The organism is Mesorhizobium sp. Ca11, assembly GCF_020165275.1.
Lineage (GTDB): Bacteria > Pseudomonadota > Alphaproteobacteria > Rhizobiales > Rhizobiaceae > Mesorhizobium.
In genome coordinates this window covers 249,735-268,230 of sequence record NZ_JAIUHU010000002.1, presented here as the reverse complement: position 1 = coordinate 268,230, position 18,496 = coordinate 249,735, and the positions used below count along the sequence as shown (strand labels likewise).

Genomic DNA, 18,496 nt, shown 5'->3' with positions numbered 1-18,496 from the left:
CGCGTGTCTTCCCGAAACCGCTTACCACTTTCGGGAGACATGCTTTAGCGGCTCAGCTCCAGCCGCCGCCATAGGTGCGGTAGAAGATATGCAGGCCGATCCTGGTCATCTTGTGCATGGCCCGCGCCCAGCCCGGATGGACGTAATTGGCGTAGTAATGCGTCGAAGAACCGACCTCGGGAATGAATATCTTGCCGGCGGTCACCGCCATGGCAACCTCCTGGGCGGTCTTGTAGGAAGCCAGGTCGGTGATTGTCTTCTTCCTGCCGTCGCAGGCAAAGGAGAACTGGCAGCGGTTGAACCAGTTGTCGTTCTGGTAGACGACGCCGCAGATCGTCTTCGGATAGGTCGGATTGCGGACGCGGTTGAGGATCACCTGCGCCACCGCCGCCTGGCCGCGGACCGGCTCGCTGCGCGCCTCGAAATAGATGCCCTTGGCAAGGCAGGCCTGCTCGGGCTTGGAAAAGACATTTGCCGGCAGGGGGGTCTGCAGCCAGGCATGGTCGCCCTTGCCCATCGGCGGAATGAAGCGGCCATCGTTGGGATCGTCCTGCAGCAGCGCCTCGAAGGGCGAAGCCTTGGCGTAGTCGGGCGCGGACTGGGCATAGGCCGTGGCAAGGATGTCCGGCTTGTCGTTGTTGACGAGAGCGACAAGCGCCGCCGGCAGCGCCGGATCAGGCCTCTTGTCCTCGCGAAGATGGAAGGCCTGGGCGATCTGGACTTCCTTGCCCTTGATGCCCGGCTTGGCGAAGGTGAGCTTCAGGCCGCTGTCCATCGCGGGACGCAGCAGCGAGGAGGTGCGCTCGAAAATCGAGCCGGCGCTGAAATTCTTGGGCGGCGCGACCGGCGACACCTTGACGATGCGGCCCTTCTTGTCGGCGCGCACGACACGATCCTCATCGGGCGTCGCGCCCACGGCGCTGCCCTTGCCGCGGAAGGCGACGGTGCCCACCCCCGGCAAATTCACGCCGGAACCGGACAGCGAGCCGGTGGTGACGGAATCGACAAACGGCATTTCGGCGGCATGCACCGAGCCGGCGGCGGATTTCTCGATATAGGCGTTCCAGCGGGTGTCGGACGATTCCAGGCCGGAGATCAGGCTTGCCATATCCTGGTAGGCGACGGCCGACGGAAAGCCGATCCAAATACCGAGCCCAAGCACCAAAGGAGGAAGAAAGGAATGTTTTTTCGCAACGGCGGCGGCGGCAAGCCGCAATGAAACGCGTCGATGCACGGAACTCTCCAGAACGCTACTGACCCCGGAGAGTCAAAATGAAGCATTAACCTTGATGCGGGGTTAACGGCATCGATCATGTTCTTTTCATGTTTGAGGCAAGCCGGCTTGCAATTTCCACAGCGGGCCGATGAAGAATCAGGCCTGGGTGGGTGCATCGGCTTCGGCTGAATCAGGCGGGGCGCAGGAAGATTGGCCAGGCGAGCACCGCGCAAACCGCCGCCGCCAGCCACACGCCGGGCCATGCGAAGACCACCAGCAGCCATGGAATGGCGATCGGCACCAGGCAGAAGCCGATGAACACAAAACTGTTGGCCAGGCTGAGCGCGGTGCCGACATGGCCGGCGCCGGCAAGGGTGGCAAGCTCGGTATAGGCGACGCCGTGCCAGGCCGAGACGGATATGCCGGCGACGATGACCATCAGTGGAAGCAGCGCCAGCAGCCACGGCGCGCCGGCAGCGCCGATCACCAGCAGCCACAGAGCCAGGAAGGCAAATGCGCTCAGCGCGCTGCAGAGTTTCAGGAACGGGCGACGGTTGCCGTGGCGGTCGGTGAAGCGCCCGCTCCAGACACGCATCGCCATCGCGCCGGCCTGCACCGCAGCGAGGCTCGCGCTGGTCACCAAGGTGCCCATGCCGGCGAAGTCATGCAGGAAGACCGAGGCGAAGGTCAGCACCGCAACCTGCGGGAAGCAGAGCAGGCCGATGGCGGTCGAGATGCGCCATACCTCGATGTTGCGCAACGGCGCCGGGCCAAGTGTCGCCGTGGCGGCGTGAGCGCCGCTTTCCACTGGCGGCTCGTGCAGCCAGCGCCAGGTAAACCAGGCCGAGAGCGCGGAGACGACCGCAAGCAGGCCGAAGACCGCCGTGAAGCCCAAACTCAACGCAAGCGACGGCAGGACAAGCGCGCCCAGCCCGCCGCCAAGCGGCACCGCCGTCTGCCTAATGCTCATGGCGAAGCCGCGCTCGCCCTCGCCGAACCAGCCCATGATGGCGCGGCCGCTGGAACCGTTGACGCTGCCGCCGAGCAGGCCGACGACGAGCAGGCTTGCCGACAGCAGCGCGACGCCGGGAACGGCCATTTTCGTCGGCACGACGAGCAGCGCCATAATGAAGAGCCATGCGGCAGTCGCGCCCAGTCCGGTCAGGAGCACGCGGCGGTCGCCCCAGCGATCGGTGAGCACGCCCCAGGGCAGTTCGCTCAGCGCCACGCCGAGACCGAGTAGACCCAATGCCAAGCCCAGCGAAGCATTGTCGAGGTGGTAGCCCTGGCGCATCGCCACTGCGGTTGCCGGAATGCCGGAGAAGGTGGCGGAGAAGCCGGCATTGGCGGCGACGCCGATGCCCATCGCCTTCCAGCGATGGTTGGGGCCGAAGGCACGGCGGGCTGAGGCGCCGGCAATGTCTCCCACGGGCGGCTGGCAGACGTTGCGTGTGACGATGGCGGACATGGCTCCATTCCTGTGATGGCTGGCTGACGGCTTGACGGGCCGGATGTAGCGCCATAGCTTCATCCATAAAATCAGGAAGTTTTTCACCAACAATCCTGAAAACCAGGACGATCCAGATGCGCCGCGTCACTTTCGACCTCGATGTCCTCAGAACCTTCGTCACCGGCATGGAGCTGGGCAGCTTCGCCAAGGCGGCCGAACGGCTTGGCCGCTCGACATCCGCGGTCAGCGCGCAATTGAAGAAGCTGGAAGAGCAGGCGGACACGCCGGTCTTCCGCAAGGCAGGGCGCGGCTTGGCGCTCACCGAAGCCGGCGAGACGATGCTTAGCTATGCGCGGCGGCTGATCGAACTCAACGACGAGGCGGCCTCCGCCATCCGCGACGTCGAGCTTGAAGGCTGGGTGCGGCTCGGCCTGCAGGAGGATTTCGGCGAGGCCGTGCTGCCCGACGTGCTCGGCCGCTTCGCCCGCGCCCATCCCAAGGTCCGCATCGAAGCACGGATCGGCCGCAGCCACGACCTTGCCGAGCGTGTCCTGTCAGGCAATCTCGACATCGCGCTTGCCTGGCATGACGGCATGGCCCTGCCCTATAGCCGCCATGTCGCCGACGTGCCGGCGCGCTGGATAGGCCCGGCCAAGCCGATCGAGGCTCGCCCGCGCAATGGCGAGCCGCTGCCGCTGGTGGTGTTCGAGGCGCCGTGCCTGCTCAGAACCGTGGCGACCGAGACACTCGATCGCGCGGGCATGCCCTGGCGCATGTCCTTCTCGAGTCCTTCCCTCGGCGGCATCTGGGCGGCGGTGGCGGCGGGCCTCGGCCTGACGATCCGCACCGATATCGGCCTGCCTGCCAATGTCAGGGCGATCGCGCCGGGAGTCCTCTGCCTTCCTGCCCTGCCGACGATGGCGCTGCACCTGCACCGGAAGGACGCCGAGCTCGACCCGGTGGCAGCGCGGCTGGCGGAGATTCTTTTGCAGGCGGCGCTGGAGACGCTGCCTGAGGGAGCGCGAACCGGCGATGGACTGCGGGAGGTCGCTTAGCGTCTTAGCCGACGCCTTTCGACATCGTCATTCTAGGGCGAAGCAAGGAGCGGAGCGACGCAGCGCAGACCCTAGGATGACGAGGGATCAGCGTCGGCGCTTTCCCAGAAGTCACCGCTTCTTCGCCCTGCCCGCAAACGGATTGTCCGAGGTGCGCAGCGCCATGCGGATCGGCACGCCTGGCATGTCGAAGGCCTCGCGCAGGCTGTTGGTCAAATAGCGGACGTAGGATTGCGGCATCGCGTCCGGGCGGGAGCAGGAGACGACGAAGCCCGGCGGGCGGGTCTTGGCCTGCGTGACGTATTTGATCTTCAGCCGGCGGCCGGCGACGGCGGGCGGCGGGTGATGCGCGAGGATGCCTTCCAGCCAGCGGTTGAGCTTGCCGGTGGAGACGCGGCTGTTCCAGACCTTGTGCGTCTTGATGACGCTTTCCATCAGCTTGTCGAGGCCGCGGCCGGTCTCGGCCGAGACCGTCACCGCCTGGATGCCGCGCACCTGCGGCAGGAGCCGCTCGGTCTTTTCGCGCAGCTCGGCCAGCAGCTCCTGCGGATTGTCGATCAGGTCCCATTTGTTGAAGGCGATCACCGGCGCCCTGCCCTCGCGGATGATGAGGTCGGCGATCTGCAGATCCTGCTTCTCGAACGGGATGGTGGCGTCGAGCATGATGATGACGATCTCGGCGAAGCGGATGGCGCGCAGGCCATCCTGCACCGAGAGCACTTCCAGCTTTTCATGGATCCTGGATTTGCGGCGCATGCCGGCCGTGTCGAACAGCTTTATCCTGCGGCCACGCCAGTCCCAGTCGACCGAGATCGAATCGCGGGTGATGCCGGCTTCCGGACCGGTCAGCAGCCGCTCCTCGCCGATCAGAGCATTGATCAGCGTCGACTTCCCGGCGTTCGGGCGGCCGACGACGGCGATGCGCAGCGGCTTGGTGTCGTCATAGGGCGCTTCAGCGTCCGGGTCGGCGATGTCCTCGCCGATCAGAACCTCATTGGCGGCGATCTCGCCGGCTTCGTCTTCCTCATCCTCGCCGAAAGCGCGTTCCTGGCCGAGCGCTTCAATCACCGCGTCGCGCAGATCCGGCATGCCCTGGCCGTGCTCGGCCGAGATCGGGATCGGCTCGCCGAGGCCGAGCTCCCAGGCTTCCAGCATGCCCCCTTGAGCGCCACGCGCCTCTGCCTTGTTGGCGACGAGCACCACCGGCTTGCCCGATTTGCGCACCACTTCGGCGAAGGTGCGGTCGTCGGGCATCAGGCCCGACTTGGCATCGACGGTGAAGAAGATGAGGTCGGCTTCGCGAATGGCGATTTCGGTCTGCTGGCGCATGCGGCCGGGAAGCGTCGAAGCCGCCGCGTCCTCGAAGCCGGCGGTGTCGATGACATCGAAATGGAGATCGTAGAGTTTTGCCGCATGGACACGGCGGTCGCGCGTTACACCAGGCGTGTCGTCGACAAGCGCCAGCTTCTTTCCGACCAGCCGATTGAAAAGAGTCGATTTGCCGACGTTAGGCCGGCCGATGATGGCGACTTTGAAGCCCATCCAGGATCACGACACGTTGCCCGACCCACGGATCAACTCGGACATCAACTGCGCGCGTTGGCGCACATTGCGCGGAGCGGCTTCATCCGAAGAGATCTGGTCGAACAGTTTGAGCGCGTCCGCCGATTTGCCGTCCTTCCAGGCGGCAAGGCCGAGCGCCTCGCGCGCCGAATGGCGCAACGGATTGGTGTCGGCGGTAAGCGCCTCGATGCGGCTGGAGACATCGGCGTAGGAGCCGTGGTCGACGAGCAGGAGCGCCGCCCTCAGCCGCGCGATATCGCGAATGCCGGCGGGAATGGCGCTGTCGGCGGCGACCTCGTCGAAATCCTTGACCGCGCCGTCGACGTCGCCCTTATTGGCCTTGACGGTCGCGGCGCGCATGCGGGCGAGCAGCGGATAGGCGCCGTAGCCGTCCTTCTCCAGCTGGTCGAGCGCGGCAATCGCCTCGTCGTTCTTGCCGTCATTGGCGAGCTTGAGGGCCGCCGAGAAGGCGTCGCCCGAGCGGTTGGCGCGGGTTTCGTCCCAATAGCGGTAGCCGACGACAGCGGCAGTGCCGAGCACGATCAGGATGGCAAGGCCGAGAATGGCCGGGCCGAAACGGTCCCATAGCTTCTGCGCCTGCTCGCGACGAATCTCTTCGTTGACTTCGCGGATAAAACTGTCGTCCGACATCAATCAAAACCATTGCGGCCCCAGGAGGGGGCGCTTCTTGAGCCCGCGTTTTAGCGAAATTTCGTCGGCATGGAAGGGGGCGGACCGGAAAATCGGCTGAGAATGCCGGGCGCCCACAGTCCATACCTGAACGCAACCACGCCACATTTGCGCGATAGCCGGCTTCCGATCGGCCGGAGACGTCCCCGCCAGAAGGTTGTCAATGCTTCGTTCGTACCGCGTCCTTGCGATCAGTCTCGCCTCGCTCGCCTCAGCCAATGCCGCCTTCGCCGATCCGCCGAGATCGCCAACCGTTTGGCCGGCCAAGCAGGTCGTGCTGATCTCTTTCGATGCCGCCCGCGAGATCTCGCAATGGCAGCGCAGCCGGGCGCTGGCAAAGCGCACGGGCGCGCATTTCACCTATTTCCTGTCCTGCGTCTTCCTGCTCTCTCCCGAGACGCGGCTGCACTATGCCGGCCCCGGCAAGGCCGCCGGCAAATCCAATGTCGGCTTCGGCGCCTCAAAGCAGGATGTGGCCGACCGGCTTGAGCAGGTCCAGCTGGCTGCGGCCGAGGGGCACGACATCGGCAGCCATGCCTGCGGCCATTTCGACGGCAAGGACTGGAGCAAGGCCGACTGGCTGGCCGAATTCGCGTCTGCGCGGCGCATTTTCGAGAATGCCTATGCGATCAACGGCATCCAGGAACCGGCTAGCTGGCGCGATTTCGCCCGCCATACCGTAACCGGTTTTCGCGCGCCCTATCTGGCCACCGATAAGGCGCTTTACGAAGCGCTGCCCGAGGCCGGCTTTGAATACGATGCGAGCGGCGTCTCGAACGGCCCGGCCATGCCGCCAACCCTGAATGGCACAACCCGTTTTGCCCTACCGCTTGTCCCGGAAGGACCGAAGGGGAAGCCGGTCGTCGCCATGGATTACAATCTTTATGTCCGCCACTCGGGCGGCACCGAAAAGCCGGCCGAGGCGGACGCATTCACCGAGCGCGCCTATCAGGCGTTCCGCGCCGCTTTCGAGGCTCAGTACAACGGCAAGCGCCTGCCGCTGGAGCTCGGCTTCCACTTCACCCTGATGAATAACGGCGCGTACTGGAACGCGCTGGAGCGCTTCGCCGGCGAGGTCTGTGTGAAAGCGGATGTAGAGTGCATCAGTTTCCGCGACTATCTCGCGCGCCAGCGGCCCGGGCAGGCACAGGCGACCGTGGGCGGCTAACTGGACCGGCCGCGCTCTAGCCAGCCGGCTGATCTTCGGGACGCATGCCAGCTTGCTCGCGCTCTAGATAGTGCTGATCGATAATCGGCAGTTGCTCGCCCTGCAGCGTCGCTTCGAAGGCTCGCAGACGTTTGTGCACCGACTGCAGTTCAACAATCGTCGACCACGAATTCAACAGGAACTGCAGCGAATTCGTCACCTTGCCGAACGCGTTCGATATCTGGTTCAGGGCGCCGAACGTGATCTTATGCGCAACCAGCGAGGGCCCAAGGATGAGCAACGAAAAAATGTTGTCGGCTTGCAGGTAGGTGTAACGAACGACGTTGAAATAGATGTAGTGGAAATATAGCTTGAAATAATTACGGCGGACATTGGCGAATAATTGTGTCGTCGTCGCCGGCTGCGCCCGATCGGGATGATCCTCGCCGTAGACAAGTTCCTTGCGATAGGCTGCCTCGACACGCTGGTTGCGGAACTGCAGGCCCGGCAGCTTGAGACCCGCCACCATGACGGAAATCGTTCCGAACAGACACCAGCCCAATGCGGCAACGACCAGCGGCTGCGGGACCGTGCCGATGATCGGCAATTCGGTGATGTGGGCCTGCAGTTGAATCAAGACCGGCAGAAAGGCGATCAATGTCATGATCGACTGGACGAAAGTCGAGCCGAGATCTTCCATGATCTGCGAGAAGCGCATCGTGTCCTCCTGGATACGCTGCGAGGCGCCCTCGATGTGGCGCAGCCGGCCCCAGTTGGCCATGAAGTAATCATTCATCGCGGTGCGCCAGCGGAAGATCCAATGGCTGACGATGAAGGCGTTGACCACCTGCACGTTCATGCCGACCAGCGCGAGCCAGGAGAAATCGGCCAACCCCTTGTAGAATTCGATGTCGGTCGAGGCCGTCGTTCCCGACATCAAGCCCTGAACATAATCGAAGAACGGGCCATACCAGTTGTTGACCGCAACCGAGACCTGAACGTTGAAGTAGATGAAGAACAGGATGACGGCGGTCATCAGGATCGACCAGTTCTGCCACGGGTGCGGGGCGTACCAGCTCCAGAAGGCGTAGAAGATCGCCACGCAGGCCACGAAGTACATGTAGAACCACAGAAACGGCTTCGACCACAGCACCGCGATGCCGATGATCGGCGGCGAACCGGCCGCCACGGGCGGCAGGCCGAAGACGGCGCCCAACTGCTCGCCGCCGAAGAACCAGAACAGGATCGCGGCAAGGCTCCAGACGGCGGCCGATGTGAAGAAAAGCTTCGGCTGCGGGAAGAAGGATACGAACACTGTGGCGGGTTTCCTCGGTCTGACCGCAAATCAGCGGCGTTGCAGTTCGGCGGGCATAAAGTCACACATTAGGGGGAAAGAAAATGCCCGTGCCCGACGCCCGGCATCGAACAAACCGCAAATCATGGCGATTTTGGCGCAGCCGACCAAGCAATGACGCCGGAGGCGAGCAGCGCCGACGCTGCCATGATCGAAGCAAGCATGTAATTGCCCGAAGCCTGGGCGAGCAGGCCGGCGGCGATCGGGCCGACGATCTGGCCAAGGCCGAAGGCCGCCGTCATCACCGCGAAGATGCGGCGCGGCGCCCGCGGCGCGAGCTGCCTGCCCATCTGTAGGCCCAGCGCCGTGATAGCGATGAAGGTGCCGCCGAGCAGGACGCCGGCGATCAGCAGTCCGGCGACGCCCTTGACGACGACGCTGGCGGTGACGCCGACCACCTCGACCAGGCAACTCGCGGCATAAGTGGCATAGAGCCCTATCCGGCCGGCGAGCTTCTGCCACGCCCAAGTCGAGGGAAAGCCAGCGAGGCCGGCAACCATCCAGACAGTCGCCTCGAAGACGCGCCCGCCGCCGCCCTGGCGGACGATGGCGACCAGGAAAGTGGCCGTCACCACATAGCCGAAGCCGAACAGCCCATAGGCGACGATCAACTTCACCAGGGACCCGTACTTCGGCAGCGCCGGCTCGCGCCCGCTGGCGACATTGGCCGGCATGGTCGAGCCGGCGAGCAGCGCGACGACGAGCAGGCCAAGCGCCGAAAGCGCTCCGGACCAGAGCCAGCCGGCGGCCCAGCCCGCATGTTCGGAGACGAGGATCGCCAGCAGCGCCGAGGACGCGGCAATGCCGAGGCCCACGCCGCCGAAATGCAGCGCCTGCAAATCGCCGCGGCCAGCCTCAGCCAGATGGCTGAAGACGATCGAGGCCATGAACACCATGACGAAGGCACTGGCGAGGCCGGCCAGGAAGCGGATGACGAGGAAGGCGGCCATCGTCTCGTTGAACCCCATGAGGGCCGCGAGCACGGCGCTGGCGGCGAGGCCGGCGAACATCAGCATGCGCTCGCGGCCATGCGCCCAGCCACCGGCCGCGGCAAGCGCGCCGATGAGGTAGCCGACATAATTGGCGGAAGCTATCCAACCGGCATCGGCCGGCGTCAGGCCAAGTCCCTCCATCATGCCCGGCAGGATCGGCGTGTAGACGAAGCGGCCGATGCCCATGGCGACGGCAAGCGCGACCATGCCGGCGAGAGCAAGCCGCAAGGGAGATGGCGTGGCGTTCATTGCAGTGCACAATAATTGCATGTGCAGGTGAAACAATGCGCTTGCGTTGGGCCAGGTGCACGTCCCCTCACCCAGCCTCCGCTTCGCTCGGCTGACCTCTCCCCGGTGGGGAGAGGAGCCTGTCGGCGCTGGCGCCATCTCTTCTCCCGAAGGGAGAAGGTGGCCGCGAAGCGGCCGGATGAGGGGAGCACCGCCGAAAAGGCCAAAAACTTAGCGGCAACTTAGCGGCCAGCTGCACCCATCGTTTCATATGCGGTGCGGCGGGCCGTCAGCCGGAAGGGCATGTCGCCGAGCTCGCGCTCCGACATGGTGTCGAGCACCGGATGCGACAGCGGATCGGTGGTCCAGCGCGCGACCTCGCTGTCGTCGCGCGGCCTCGCCTCGGTGCCGGAAAGCCCTTTCAGAAAAGATAAAATCTTCATGGGGCCACCTCATGGTTCAAGGTTGTTTCGGCTAAATTCTGCGCTTTCCTGTCGGGGTTCAATTGAGATTTCGGTCCGGTCGCTTTAGAAAAACTGGATGGCTATGCTGAACCGCGTCCATCTCAACGGCCTGCGCGCCGTGGAAACCGTCGCCCGGCTGGGATCGCTGGCGGGCGCGGCGGCCGAGTTGAACGTCTCGGTCAGTGCCGTCAGCCAGCAGGTCAAGCGCACGGAAAAGCAGCTGGGCCAGGCGCTGTTCGAACGGACGCCGGGCGGGCTCGTGCCGACCGAATTTGGCGCCGCCTTCACGACGCGACTCAGCGCCGGCTTCCGCGAGCTCGCGCAAGCCGTGGCGCTGGCCGACGAGGCCAACGAGTGCACGCTGGTCGTCTCGGTGGCGCCGGCTTTCGCCTCGAAATGGCTGCTGCCCCGGCTGTCGCGGCATTTCGCGCGACACCCGAATGTGCTGTTGCGCATCGACGCCTCCGCCAGGGTCGCCGATCTCGACCGCTCCGACATCGATATCGCTATCCGGCTTGGCGACGGCAAATGGCCAGGCGGGCGCGCCGAGCTTCTGCTTGCCCAGGAAGTGTTTCCGGTCTGCGCGCCCTCGATCGCGACCAGGCTGAAGTCGATCGACGATCTGGCGCAGACCTGCGCCATCACCGGCGAGCGGGCGATGTTCAGCTGGGACGGCTGGTTCGAGGCGGCCGGCGTCGAGCCGGTCACCTTCCAGAAAGGGGCGCGCTTCACCGATCCGATGCTTTGCCTGGAATCGGCGATCGCCGGCCATGGCGTGATGCTCGCCTGGCAGCTGCTCACCGCCGACGCGCTGGCCGACGGCCGGCTGGTCGCGCCCTTCGGGATCAGAGCCGAAAGCGGGCTCGGCTACTGGCTGGTGACCTCGGCCACCAAGCGCGAAAGCCGCAAGGTACGCGACTTCAAGGCCTGGATCCGCGAGGAGATCGAGGCGACCATGGCGCAGTTCCGGGCGCTGGACAGCGCCGCCTAACCGCTCCGCACTTTTCAATAATGCGGTCCGTCATGCTTGAGAGCAGGCCCAGTCGATCGCGGTGGAAAGGTCAATCGCAGCGGTCTATGTAAGGATGAGAACCCCAACATAACGGCAGGCAGGATCATGACCACACATTCGCGCGGCGTTTCGGCAAGCATCGACCCGGTGAAGCTCGACAGGCTGGCGGAAGTCGCCGTCAAGGTCGGACTGCAATTGCAGCCCGGACAGGACCTGGTGCTGACCTCCTCGATCGCAGCGCTGCCGCTGACCCGCCGCATCGTCGAGCACGCCTATAAGGCCGGCGCCGGGCTGGTGACGCCCATCTTCAACGACGACGAGATCACGCTGGCGCGTTTTCGCTATGGGGCGGACGCCGGCTTCGATCGCGCCGCCGGCTGGCTCTATGAAGGCATGGCGAAGGCCTTCTCCAACAATGCGGCGCGGCTTGCGGTTCGCGGCGAAGACCCGTCGCTGCTCTCGTCGCAGGATCCGGCCAAGGTGGCGCGCGCCAACAAAGCGAACTCGATGGCCTACCAGCCGGCGCTGGAGATGATCACCGGCTTCGACATCAACTGGAACATTGTCGCCTATCCCGACCTTGCCTGGGCTAAACAGGTGTTTCCGGGCGAACCCGACGACGTCGCGGTCGTCAAGCTCGCCGACGCGATCTTCTCGGCCTCGCGGGTCGACGTCGAGGACCCGATCGGCAACTGGAAGGCGCATAACGCCGCCTTGGCCGAGCGCACGAAATGGCTCAACGAGCACAGTTTCCACGCGCTGCATTTCACCGGACCGGGCACCGACCTGACCGTCGGGCTGGCGGACGGCCATGAATGGATGGGCGGCGCTTCGACGGCGAAGAACGGCATCACCTGCAATCCGAACATCCCGACCGAGGAGGTCTTCACCACGCCGCATGCAAGGCGCGTCGAGGGCCATGTCTCCTCGACCAAGCCGCTCTCCTATCAGGGCACGCTGATCGACGAGATCTCGGTGCGCTTCGAGGGTGGGCGGATCGTCGAGGCCAAGGCCTCGAAGGGCGAGGACGTGCTGCAGAAGGTGCTGGACACCGATGAAGGCGCGCGCCGTCTCGGCGAAGTGGCGCTGGTGCCCCATTCCTCGCCGATCTCGCGGAGTGGGCTGTTGTTCTTCAACACGCTGTTCGACGAGAACGCCGCCTGCCACATCGCGCTCGGGCAGTGTTATTCGAAATGCTTCGTCGACGGCGCCTCGCTCCGCCAGGACGAGATATCGACGCGCGGCGGCAACAAGAGCTTCATCCATATCGACTGGATGATCGGCTCGGACAAGATCGACATTGACGGCGTGGCCAAGGATGGCGGCCGCGTGCCGGTGATGCGCAAGGGCGAGTGGGCGTAACGGTATTTTGTTGGCGCAATTTCGGACGGACGGCCACGGCGAAGTAGCCGAGCCCAACCGCTGCACACTTCCCCGGGTTTGGCAAAGGAGGCGTAAGTGGCCTTCGACATTGCGGTGAAGCGTGTCTATGAGCTGCCGACGGAGGCCGACGGCCAGCGGGTGCTGGTCGACCGAATCTGGCCGCGCGGCGTCAGCAAGAAGGACGCCGAACTGACGCTTTGGCTGAAGGACATCGCGCCGAGCGACGCGCTGCGCAAATGGTTCGGGCATGAGCCGGAGCGCTGGGCCGAGTTCCAGAAGCGGTACCGGGCCGAACTCGACGCCAATGGCGACGCCGTGGCCCAGCTGCGTGGCCTGTTGCGGGAGGGCAAGGTGACGCTGCTCTACGGCGCGCATGACGAGGCGCACAACAATGCGGTGGCGCTGGCGGGGTATTTGGAAGCCCACGCATAATTATCGAGACGTAGCGTTCCTTCGCCCCCTCTCTGTCCTGCCTGACATCTCCCCATGAAATGGCTAGACTATGCACACGTCTTGTGTGACAGGCGTAACGGATCAGGCCGAGGCTTGATTGCCACGTGGTTCCCCCAATCCGTCGCTGCTTCGCAGCGCCACCTTTCCCCCCTCCGGAGGGAAAGGAAGGGAGCCTTGCGGACGAGCGTTGACGGCAAAAAGCTTGGCGCCTTTCCTCTCCCCCATCGATCGGGGGAGAGGTGGCTCGGCGAAGCCGAGACGGAGTGGGGGTCGACCAGCGCTACATTAGACGATGCATACGCCAAGCTGCCATGCATGCCGTAGCCCACAAGGGGAGATTGGCAGCTTCGCGGTCGCGCACTATTTCACCGCCTCTTCATAAACCTCCGGCTTGAATCCCACAAACACCCGATCCCCCACCTCCAGCACCGGCCGCTTGATCATCGTCGGCTTGGCGAGCATCAGCTTCTTGGCCTTCTTCTCGTCCAGCCCTTCCTTGTCCGCCTCCGGCAGCTCGCGAAAGGTGGTGCTGCCCTTATTGAGCAGCTTTTCCCAGCCGACCTTGGCGATCCAACCGCTGAGCCTGTCGGCCTCGATCCCCCCTGCCCGGTAGTCATGAAAGCGATACGGCACGTCATGGCTCTCCAGCCAGACGCGCGCCTTCTTGATCGTGTCGCAAGTGGTGATGCCATATATGGTGATGGTCAAGGCAGCCTCTGTCGGATGAGATTTTCGAATCCGGCAGAAGCCTAGGCCGGCCCTATAGGCTTTGCCAGCGCTTTACGCCGGTGCGATTGGCTCTTGCCAATACTAAGGTTTTTTCCTAAGTATTTTTCCTGCAAAGGTCGTCTGACCGCAAGGCGGTCTCGGAAGGAACAGCTATGAGCCTGAAGACCGTCAGCCCAAACCCGCCGCCGATCGACGGCATATTTCGCGCGCTGGCCGATCCGACACGCCGGCGTGTCGTGGAGCGGCTGAACAGGAGTCCCGCCTCAGTCAGCGAGCTGGCGGAGCCGTTCGGCATGGCGCTCCCCTCCTTCGTCGAGCACCTAAAGGTGCTGGAAGGTTGCGGGCTGGTGCAGTCGCAAAAGGCCGGTCGGGTCAGGACCTACAGCCTTTCGCCCGAGCCGCTGAAGCTGGCGGAAAACTGGCTCGCCGAACAGCGCGCGCTGTGGGAGCGCCGCCTCGACCAGTTCGACGCCTATGTGATGAGCCTCAAGGAGAGTGAAAAGTGAGCTATCCGTTCAAGCCGAACCCGAAACTGGACCTGACGCTGGAGCGCTTCCTCGACGCGTCGCGCGAACTCCTGTGGCGCGCCTGGACGAGGCCGGAGCATGTCAAGCAGTGGTTCACGCCGAAGCCATGGATCATCACCGATTGCGAGATCGACCTCAGGCCCGGCGGCCTGTTCCGCACGCGCATGCAATCGCCCGACGGCAAGGAGGTCAACGACCGCCATTGCTGCTATCTCGAGATCGTGCCGAACGAGCGGCTGGTGTGGACCGACGCGCTGCTGCCGGGCTACCGGCCGTCCGGCGAGCCCTTCATCACCGCGATCATCACGCTGACGCCCGAGGGCAAGGGCACGCGCTACACCGCCACCGCCATCCATCGCGACGAGGCGACCCGCAACAGCCACGAGGAGATGGGTTTCTTCGACGGCTGGGGCACGGTAGCCGACCAGTTGGCGGCCTATGTGAAGACGATTTGAGAAGCTGGCATGGTGGCCAGGGCATCATCCGAGGCCGCCATGCCTGATTCTTTAAATCGCGGCGCGAAGGGCATTCAGAGCCCAGCAAGGCTCAGTAGTAGAACCGCTCTTCGGTGATCTTGCCGTTCTTGACCGTGTAGAGGCCGACCTCGTCCATCTTGACGCGCTCGCCGGTGGATTTGGGTGTCACGTCGAAGCTGAAGCGCAAGGCGAACTGGTCGCCATTGACGTAGGGGCCCTCGACCGAACCGCCATGAACCTCATGGTTGGCCTCCCACCACTCGCCCTTCTGCTTGACGGCTTCCTTGCCGTTGCACACGGCCATCGGGCCTTCCATGGCTTCGTAGCTGACGATGTCGTCGGCATTGTATTTCGCGGCGGCACCGTGGCTGTCGCCCTTCTTGAGGAGCTCGGTGAAATCCTTGGCAATTTCCGCAGTGTTCATGATTTCCTCCCGGTTTGGACAAGACATCAAGTAGGGACCGATGGTTCATCTGCCAGCGGTGCGGCGCTCGCAGGTGACAATTCGTGTCAGGATGACGCGGCCATCAGCGGCCAGCGGCTCAGATCCTTGTAGATCGTCAGGCCGCGCAGGCTGTGAATGAGGACGAACTCCCTTGCTACAAAGCCGATTGGCTCGATCGGCTGCCTGGGGACGAATTTCTCGTCATAGGCAATCGTCATATGCGGGACGAAGTGATCCGCCGATTTGAGACCATTTGCTTTCATGGCGATGCCAATCAACCGGCTGAGTTCGCAGACCGGCCCATCGTCTGCCAAAAGCACGAACGGACGCGACGGCGGCCTGCCTTTTGCCGCCGGGCGGCCGGGAAAACTTACAGCATGGCTAAACGTGACTTCAAACGCCGGCATTTCAACCATTCGGCCGGCCCGCTTGGCCGCGAATTCGATTTTCGATCTAAGTCTTTTGTAGTCGCCCACATGCTGTTGAGTGATGTGAAATCGCTCTTTTAGCAGCAGCGTCCCGGTTATCCCGTTGAGATCACACAGATGTCTCTGCAGCGACCAAAACGCGGCACGATCCCTTGCCTGCAAAAACAGAGCAAAGAACACCCGGTCCGGCCGCTTCGGCTGCAGTGGGGGAATCGGGATGCCGAAATCAAACTCTTGCTGCCGAGACATCCGTACTCGTTCGGCTGAGAACGCTCCTGTTAAGCTTTTAACAAGAACAAAACAGGAACATTGGCAAGAGTCAAGAGGGGACGATCTTTACGTCTATGAAGTCAATAACACCCGCGCTCGATCGCCAGCCGCCGTACCAGCGCCAGCACGGTGTCGATGATCGGCGTCGGTTGGCCGGTCAGGCGGCCGAGTTCCTGCACGGCGGTGACCAGCGCGTCGATCTCCATCGGGCGGCCGCGCTCGAGGTCCTGCAGCATAGAGGTCTTGTGCTCGCCGACATCGCCGGCGCCCTTGATGCGCCGGTCGACGGGAATAAGGAAGCGCACGCCGAGCTTCTCCCCGATCGCCTGCGCCTCCAGCATCATGGCGCGGGCGACGGCGCGCGTGGCTTCATCGCCGACGATTGCCGCAAGCGTGGCGCCGGTCAGCGCCGAGATCGGGTTGAAGGAGAGGTTACCCCAAAGCTTCACCCAGATCTCCGAGCGGATGTCCTCGCGCACCGGCGCCTGCAGCCCGGCCTTGACCATTTCGTGGGCAAGCGCGGTTGCCCGCTCGCTCTTCTCACCGGAAGGCTCGCCCAGCGAAAAGCGCGTGCCTTCGACATGGCGGATCAGGCCCGGAGCATCGACCTCGACAGCGGGATAGACGACGGAGCCGATGACGCGCTCGGGCCTGATGCGCTGCCAGATCGCTCCGCCCGGATCGACCGCGTCCAGCCGCGTGCCTTCGAGAGCGCCGCCCGCCTTGTAGAAGTACCACCAGGGCACGCCGTTCTGCATGGTGACGACGACTGTCCCCTCGCCCAACAGCGGCGCGATCTCGTCCAGCGCCGGGGCCAGCGAATGCGCCTTCAGCGCCAGCACGACATAGTCCTGCACGCCGAGCTCCTCGGCGCGTGCCGCCGCCCTCACCTGCGCCACCGTTTCCTTGCCGTCCTCGATCAGGCGCAGGCCGTCGGCCTTAATCGCTTCCAGATGCGCGCCGCGCGCGACGATGGACAGATCGACAGAACCGGAGATCGCGAGCTTGGCGGCGAGATAGCCGCCAATGGCGCCGGCGCCAAAGACTGTAACGCGCATCAGCCGAGCCCGAGCTTGGCCGCCAGCCCGATGCGCTGCAGCTTGCCCGTCGCGCCCTTCGGGATCTCGTCGAGGATCACCACCTTGCGCGGCACCTTGAAGTCAGCGAGCCGGGTCGATGCAAAGCCACGGATATCGGCCTCGCTGGCGCTCTCGCCTTCGCGCAGCACGACGGCCGCCGCCACCTCTTCGCCCAGCTTGTCATGCGGCATGGCGAAGGTGACGACCTGCGCCACCGCCGGGTGATCCATCAAGACGCCGTCGACCTCGAGCGGCGAGATCTTCTCGCCGCCGCGGTTGATGATCTCCTTCAGCCGGCCGGTGACGCGCAGATAGTTATCCTCGTCAAGCACGCCCTGGTCGCCGGTGTGGAACCAGCCATGGGCGAAGGCGCTGGCATTGGCATCCGGGTTCTTCTCGTAGCCTGCCGTGACGTTCGGTCCGCGAATGACGATCTCGCCGACCTCGCCGGGTTTGAGCAGCCGACCGTCCGGCGCCATGACGGCGACTTCCGGTCCGGCCGACGCACCGACGCTGCCGGGCTTGCGCAGTCCGGGCGGCAAACGGTTGGACGCCATCTGATGCGCGGCCTCCGTCATGCCGTAGGCCTCGATCACCGGGCAGCCGAAGGTGGATTCCAGCTCGGCCATCACCTGCGCCGGCAGCGAAGCCGACGACGAGCGGATGAAGCGCAGCTTCGCCTCGGCAAGCTGCTCGGGATTGCGGGCGGCACGCGGCAGGATCGCCTGATGCATGGTGGGCACGGCGGTGTACCAGCTGGGCTTGGCCTCGGAGAGCCACTGGAAGAAACGCAGCGCGTTGAAGCCCGGCGTGCAGAAGACGCTGCCGCCGGCGGCGAGCGAGGACAGCACCGCGGCGATCAGCCCATGGATGTGGAACAGCGGCATGATGTTGAGGCAGCGGTCGGCCGGTGTCAGGCCGAGCGTCGCGCCGATATGTGCCGCCGACGCCGCAAGGTTGGCGTGGCTGAGCGGCACCAGTTTCGGACGCGACGTCGTGCCGGAGGTGTGGAGCAGCAGCGCAACATCGCTTTCCGCGGCGAAGCCAGACGAGACCGGCGATCCAACCGGCTCACCCTCGATCGTGAAGGTTCCGGACGGCGCGCCCTCCGGCACCACCAGCCTCAGCACCGGGATGCCGAGGCGCCCGGCAACTTCGACCGAGGGGCCTGCCTCCTCCTTGTTGACGAGGATCGCCTTGACGCCGATATCGCTGAGATAAAAATCGAGCTCATCGGCCCGGTAGGCCGGATTGAGCGGCGCGGTGGATGCGGCGGCCGCCACCGCGATGAAGGCCGTGGCCATTTCCGGGCCGTTCGGCAGCACGATGGCGACGCGGTCGCCGCGGCCGATGCCGAGCGCGTTGAGCCGAGCAACAGTCTCATGGATCAGACGGCGCAGCCCGCCATGCGAGAGTGCCGTCCGTTCGGGCGCGGCGATGGCCGGCGCGTCGTCGGCGCCGGGGGCAAGACGATGGGCGAGATCGGTGGCGTTTTCGCTGTTTGTCATGGTTCCAGACTATGTTTCGAACGATCG

The 18,496-nt window shown here is 64.5% G+C and carries 19 protein-coding genes; 7 read left to right on the top strand and 12 right to left on the bottom strand.

Annotated features, from left to right (window positions below; genetic code table 11):
• Positions 1 to 52: 52 nt before the first annotated feature.
• Complete coding sequence (locus tag LB538_RS05010; protein WP_224526519.1) at positions 53 to 1,234, bottom strand: cell wall hydrolase; 1,182 nt, start codon at positions 1,232 to 1,234, stop codon at positions 53 to 55.
• 172 nt (positions 1,235 to 1,406) lie between these two features.
• Entirely contained in the window at positions 1,407 to 2,684 is a 1,278-nt protein-coding gene (locus LB538_RS05005) for an MFS transporter (RefSeq protein ID WP_224526521.1), read from the bottom strand.
• A 116-nt stretch (positions 2,685 to 2,800) separates the two neighbouring features.
• Here LB538_RS05005 and LB538_RS05000 point away from each other — a divergent pair, with 116 nt between their 5' ends.
• Complete coding sequence (locus tag LB538_RS05000; RefSeq protein WP_224526523.1) at positions 2,801 to 3,721, top strand: LysR substrate-binding domain-containing protein; 921 nt, start codon at positions 2,801 to 2,803, stop codon at positions 3,719 to 3,721.
• 111 nt (positions 3,722 to 3,832) lie between these two features.
• On the opposite strand, the gene der is transcribed toward LB538_RS05000, so the two are convergent.
• Both der and LB538_RS04990 read right to left on the bottom strand, forming a co-directional pair.
• Positions 3,833 to 5,263 (bottom strand): ribosome biogenesis GTPase Der, encoded by a 1,431-nt coding sequence (gene der, locus LB538_RS04995; RefSeq protein WP_224526525.1) that lies wholly within the window; start codon positions 5,261 to 5,263, stop codon positions 3,833 to 3,835.
• A gap of 6 nt (positions 5,264 to 5,269) precedes the next feature.
• Complete coding sequence (locus LB538_RS04990; RefSeq protein ID WP_140845806.1) at positions 5,270 to 5,935, bottom strand: tetratricopeptide repeat protein; 666 nt, start codon at positions 5,933 to 5,935, stop codon at positions 5,270 to 5,272.
• 202 nt (positions 5,936 to 6,137) lie between these two features.
• Between LB538_RS04990 and LB538_RS04985 the strand changes: the two genes are divergently transcribed.
• Entirely contained in the window at positions 6,138 to 7,142 is a 1,005-nt protein-coding gene (locus tag LB538_RS04985; protein WP_224526527.1) for a polysaccharide deacetylase family protein, read from the top strand.
• A gap of 16 nt (positions 7,143 to 7,158) precedes the next feature.
• On the opposite strand, the gene sbmA is transcribed toward LB538_RS04985, so the two are convergent.
• From sbmA to LB538_RS04970, 3 genes are all read right to left on the bottom strand, one after another.
• A complete protein-coding gene (gene sbmA, locus LB538_RS04980) occupies positions 7,159 to 8,436 on the bottom strand; it encodes a peptide antibiotic transporter SbmA (protein ID WP_095768730.1) in 1,278 nt (425 codons plus the stop codon).
• Between the two features lie 122 nt (positions 8,437 to 8,558).
• Complete coding sequence (locus LB538_RS04975; RefSeq protein WP_224526529.1) at positions 8,559 to 9,716, bottom strand: YbfB/YjiJ family MFS transporter; 1,158 nt, start codon at positions 9,714 to 9,716, stop codon at positions 8,559 to 8,561.
• 221 nt (positions 9,717 to 9,937) lie between these two features.
• Positions 9,938 to 10,138 carry a hypothetical protein gene (locus LB538_RS04970; protein ID WP_224526532.1) on the bottom strand — a complete coding sequence of 67 codons (201 nt, stop codon included), beginning with the start codon at positions 10,136 to 10,138 and terminating at the stop codon, positions 9,938 to 9,940.
• Positions 10,139 to 10,235: 97 nt separating this feature from the next.
• Between LB538_RS04970 and LB538_RS04965 the strand changes: the two genes are divergently transcribed.
• The 3 genes from LB538_RS04965 to LB538_RS04955 all read left to right on the top strand — a co-directional run bounded on the left by LB538_RS04965 (position 10,236) and on the right by LB538_RS04955 (position 12,986).
• Positions 10,236 to 11,150 carry a LysR substrate-binding domain-containing protein gene (locus tag LB538_RS04965; protein WP_224526537.1) on the top strand — a complete coding sequence of 305 codons (915 nt, stop codon included), beginning with the start codon at positions 10,236 to 10,238 and terminating at the stop codon, positions 11,148 to 11,150.
• A 126-nt stretch (positions 11,151 to 11,276) separates the two neighbouring features.
• Positions 11,277 to 12,533, top strand: coding sequence for an aminopeptidase (locus LB538_RS04960; RefSeq protein ID WP_224526540.1), 1,257 nt, complete (start codon positions 11,277 to 11,279; stop codon positions 12,531 to 12,533).
• Positions 12,534 to 12,629: 96 nt separating this feature from the next.
• Entirely contained in the window at positions 12,630 to 12,986 is a 357-nt protein-coding gene (locus LB538_RS04955) for a DUF488 domain-containing protein (protein WP_224526543.1), read from the top strand.
• Positions 12,987 to 13,367: 381 nt separating this feature from the next.
• On the opposite strand, the gene LB538_RS04950 is transcribed toward LB538_RS04955, so the two are convergent.
• Entirely contained in the window at positions 13,368 to 13,715 is a 348-nt protein-coding gene (locus LB538_RS04950) for an ArsC family reductase (RefSeq protein WP_224526545.1), read from the bottom strand.
• Positions 13,716 to 13,888: 173 nt separating this feature from the next.
• On the opposite strand from LB538_RS04950, the gene LB538_RS04945 reads away from it, so the two are divergent.
• Complete coding sequence (locus tag LB538_RS04945; RefSeq protein WP_224526548.1) at positions 13,889 to 14,242, top strand: ArsR/SmtB family transcription factor; 354 nt, start codon at positions 13,889 to 13,891, stop codon at positions 14,240 to 14,242.
• On the top strand, positions 14,239 to 14,718 hold the full coding sequence (locus LB538_RS04940; RefSeq protein ID WP_224526553.1) for an SRPBCC family protein: 480 nt from the start codon (positions 14,239 to 14,241) through the stop codon (positions 14,716 to 14,718). Before LB538_RS04945 ends, LB538_RS04940 begins: the two co-directional genes overlap by 4 nt.
• A gap of 91 nt (positions 14,719 to 14,809) precedes the next feature.
• Here the strand turns inward: LB538_RS04940 and LB538_RS04935 are convergent, their stop codons facing one another.
• From LB538_RS04935 to LB538_RS04920, 4 genes are all read right to left on the bottom strand, one after another.
• Positions 14,810 to 15,163: a nuclear transport factor 2 family protein gene (locus LB538_RS04935; protein ID WP_201414125.1), complete on the bottom strand. Its 354-nt coding sequence runs from the start codon at positions 15,161 to 15,163 to the stop codon at positions 14,810 to 14,812.
• A gap of 86 nt (positions 15,164 to 15,249) precedes the next feature.
• Positions 15,250 to 15,861 carry a 2'-5' RNA ligase family protein gene (locus LB538_RS04930; RefSeq protein ID WP_224526556.1) on the bottom strand — a complete coding sequence of 204 codons (612 nt, stop codon included), beginning with the start codon at positions 15,859 to 15,861 and terminating at the stop codon, positions 15,250 to 15,252.
• Between the two features lie 101 nt (positions 15,862 to 15,962).
• Positions 15,963 to 16,940: a 2-dehydropantoate 2-reductase gene (locus LB538_RS04925; protein WP_224526559.1), complete on the bottom strand. Its 978-nt coding sequence runs from the start codon at positions 16,938 to 16,940 to the stop codon at positions 15,963 to 15,965.
• A complete protein-coding gene (locus LB538_RS04920; RefSeq protein WP_224526563.1) occupies positions 16,940 to 18,469 on the bottom strand; it encodes an acyl--CoA ligase in 1,530 nt (509 codons plus the stop codon). Before LB538_RS04920 ends, LB538_RS04925 begins: the two co-directional genes overlap by 1 nt.
• Positions 18,470 to 18,496 lie beyond the last annotated feature (27 nt).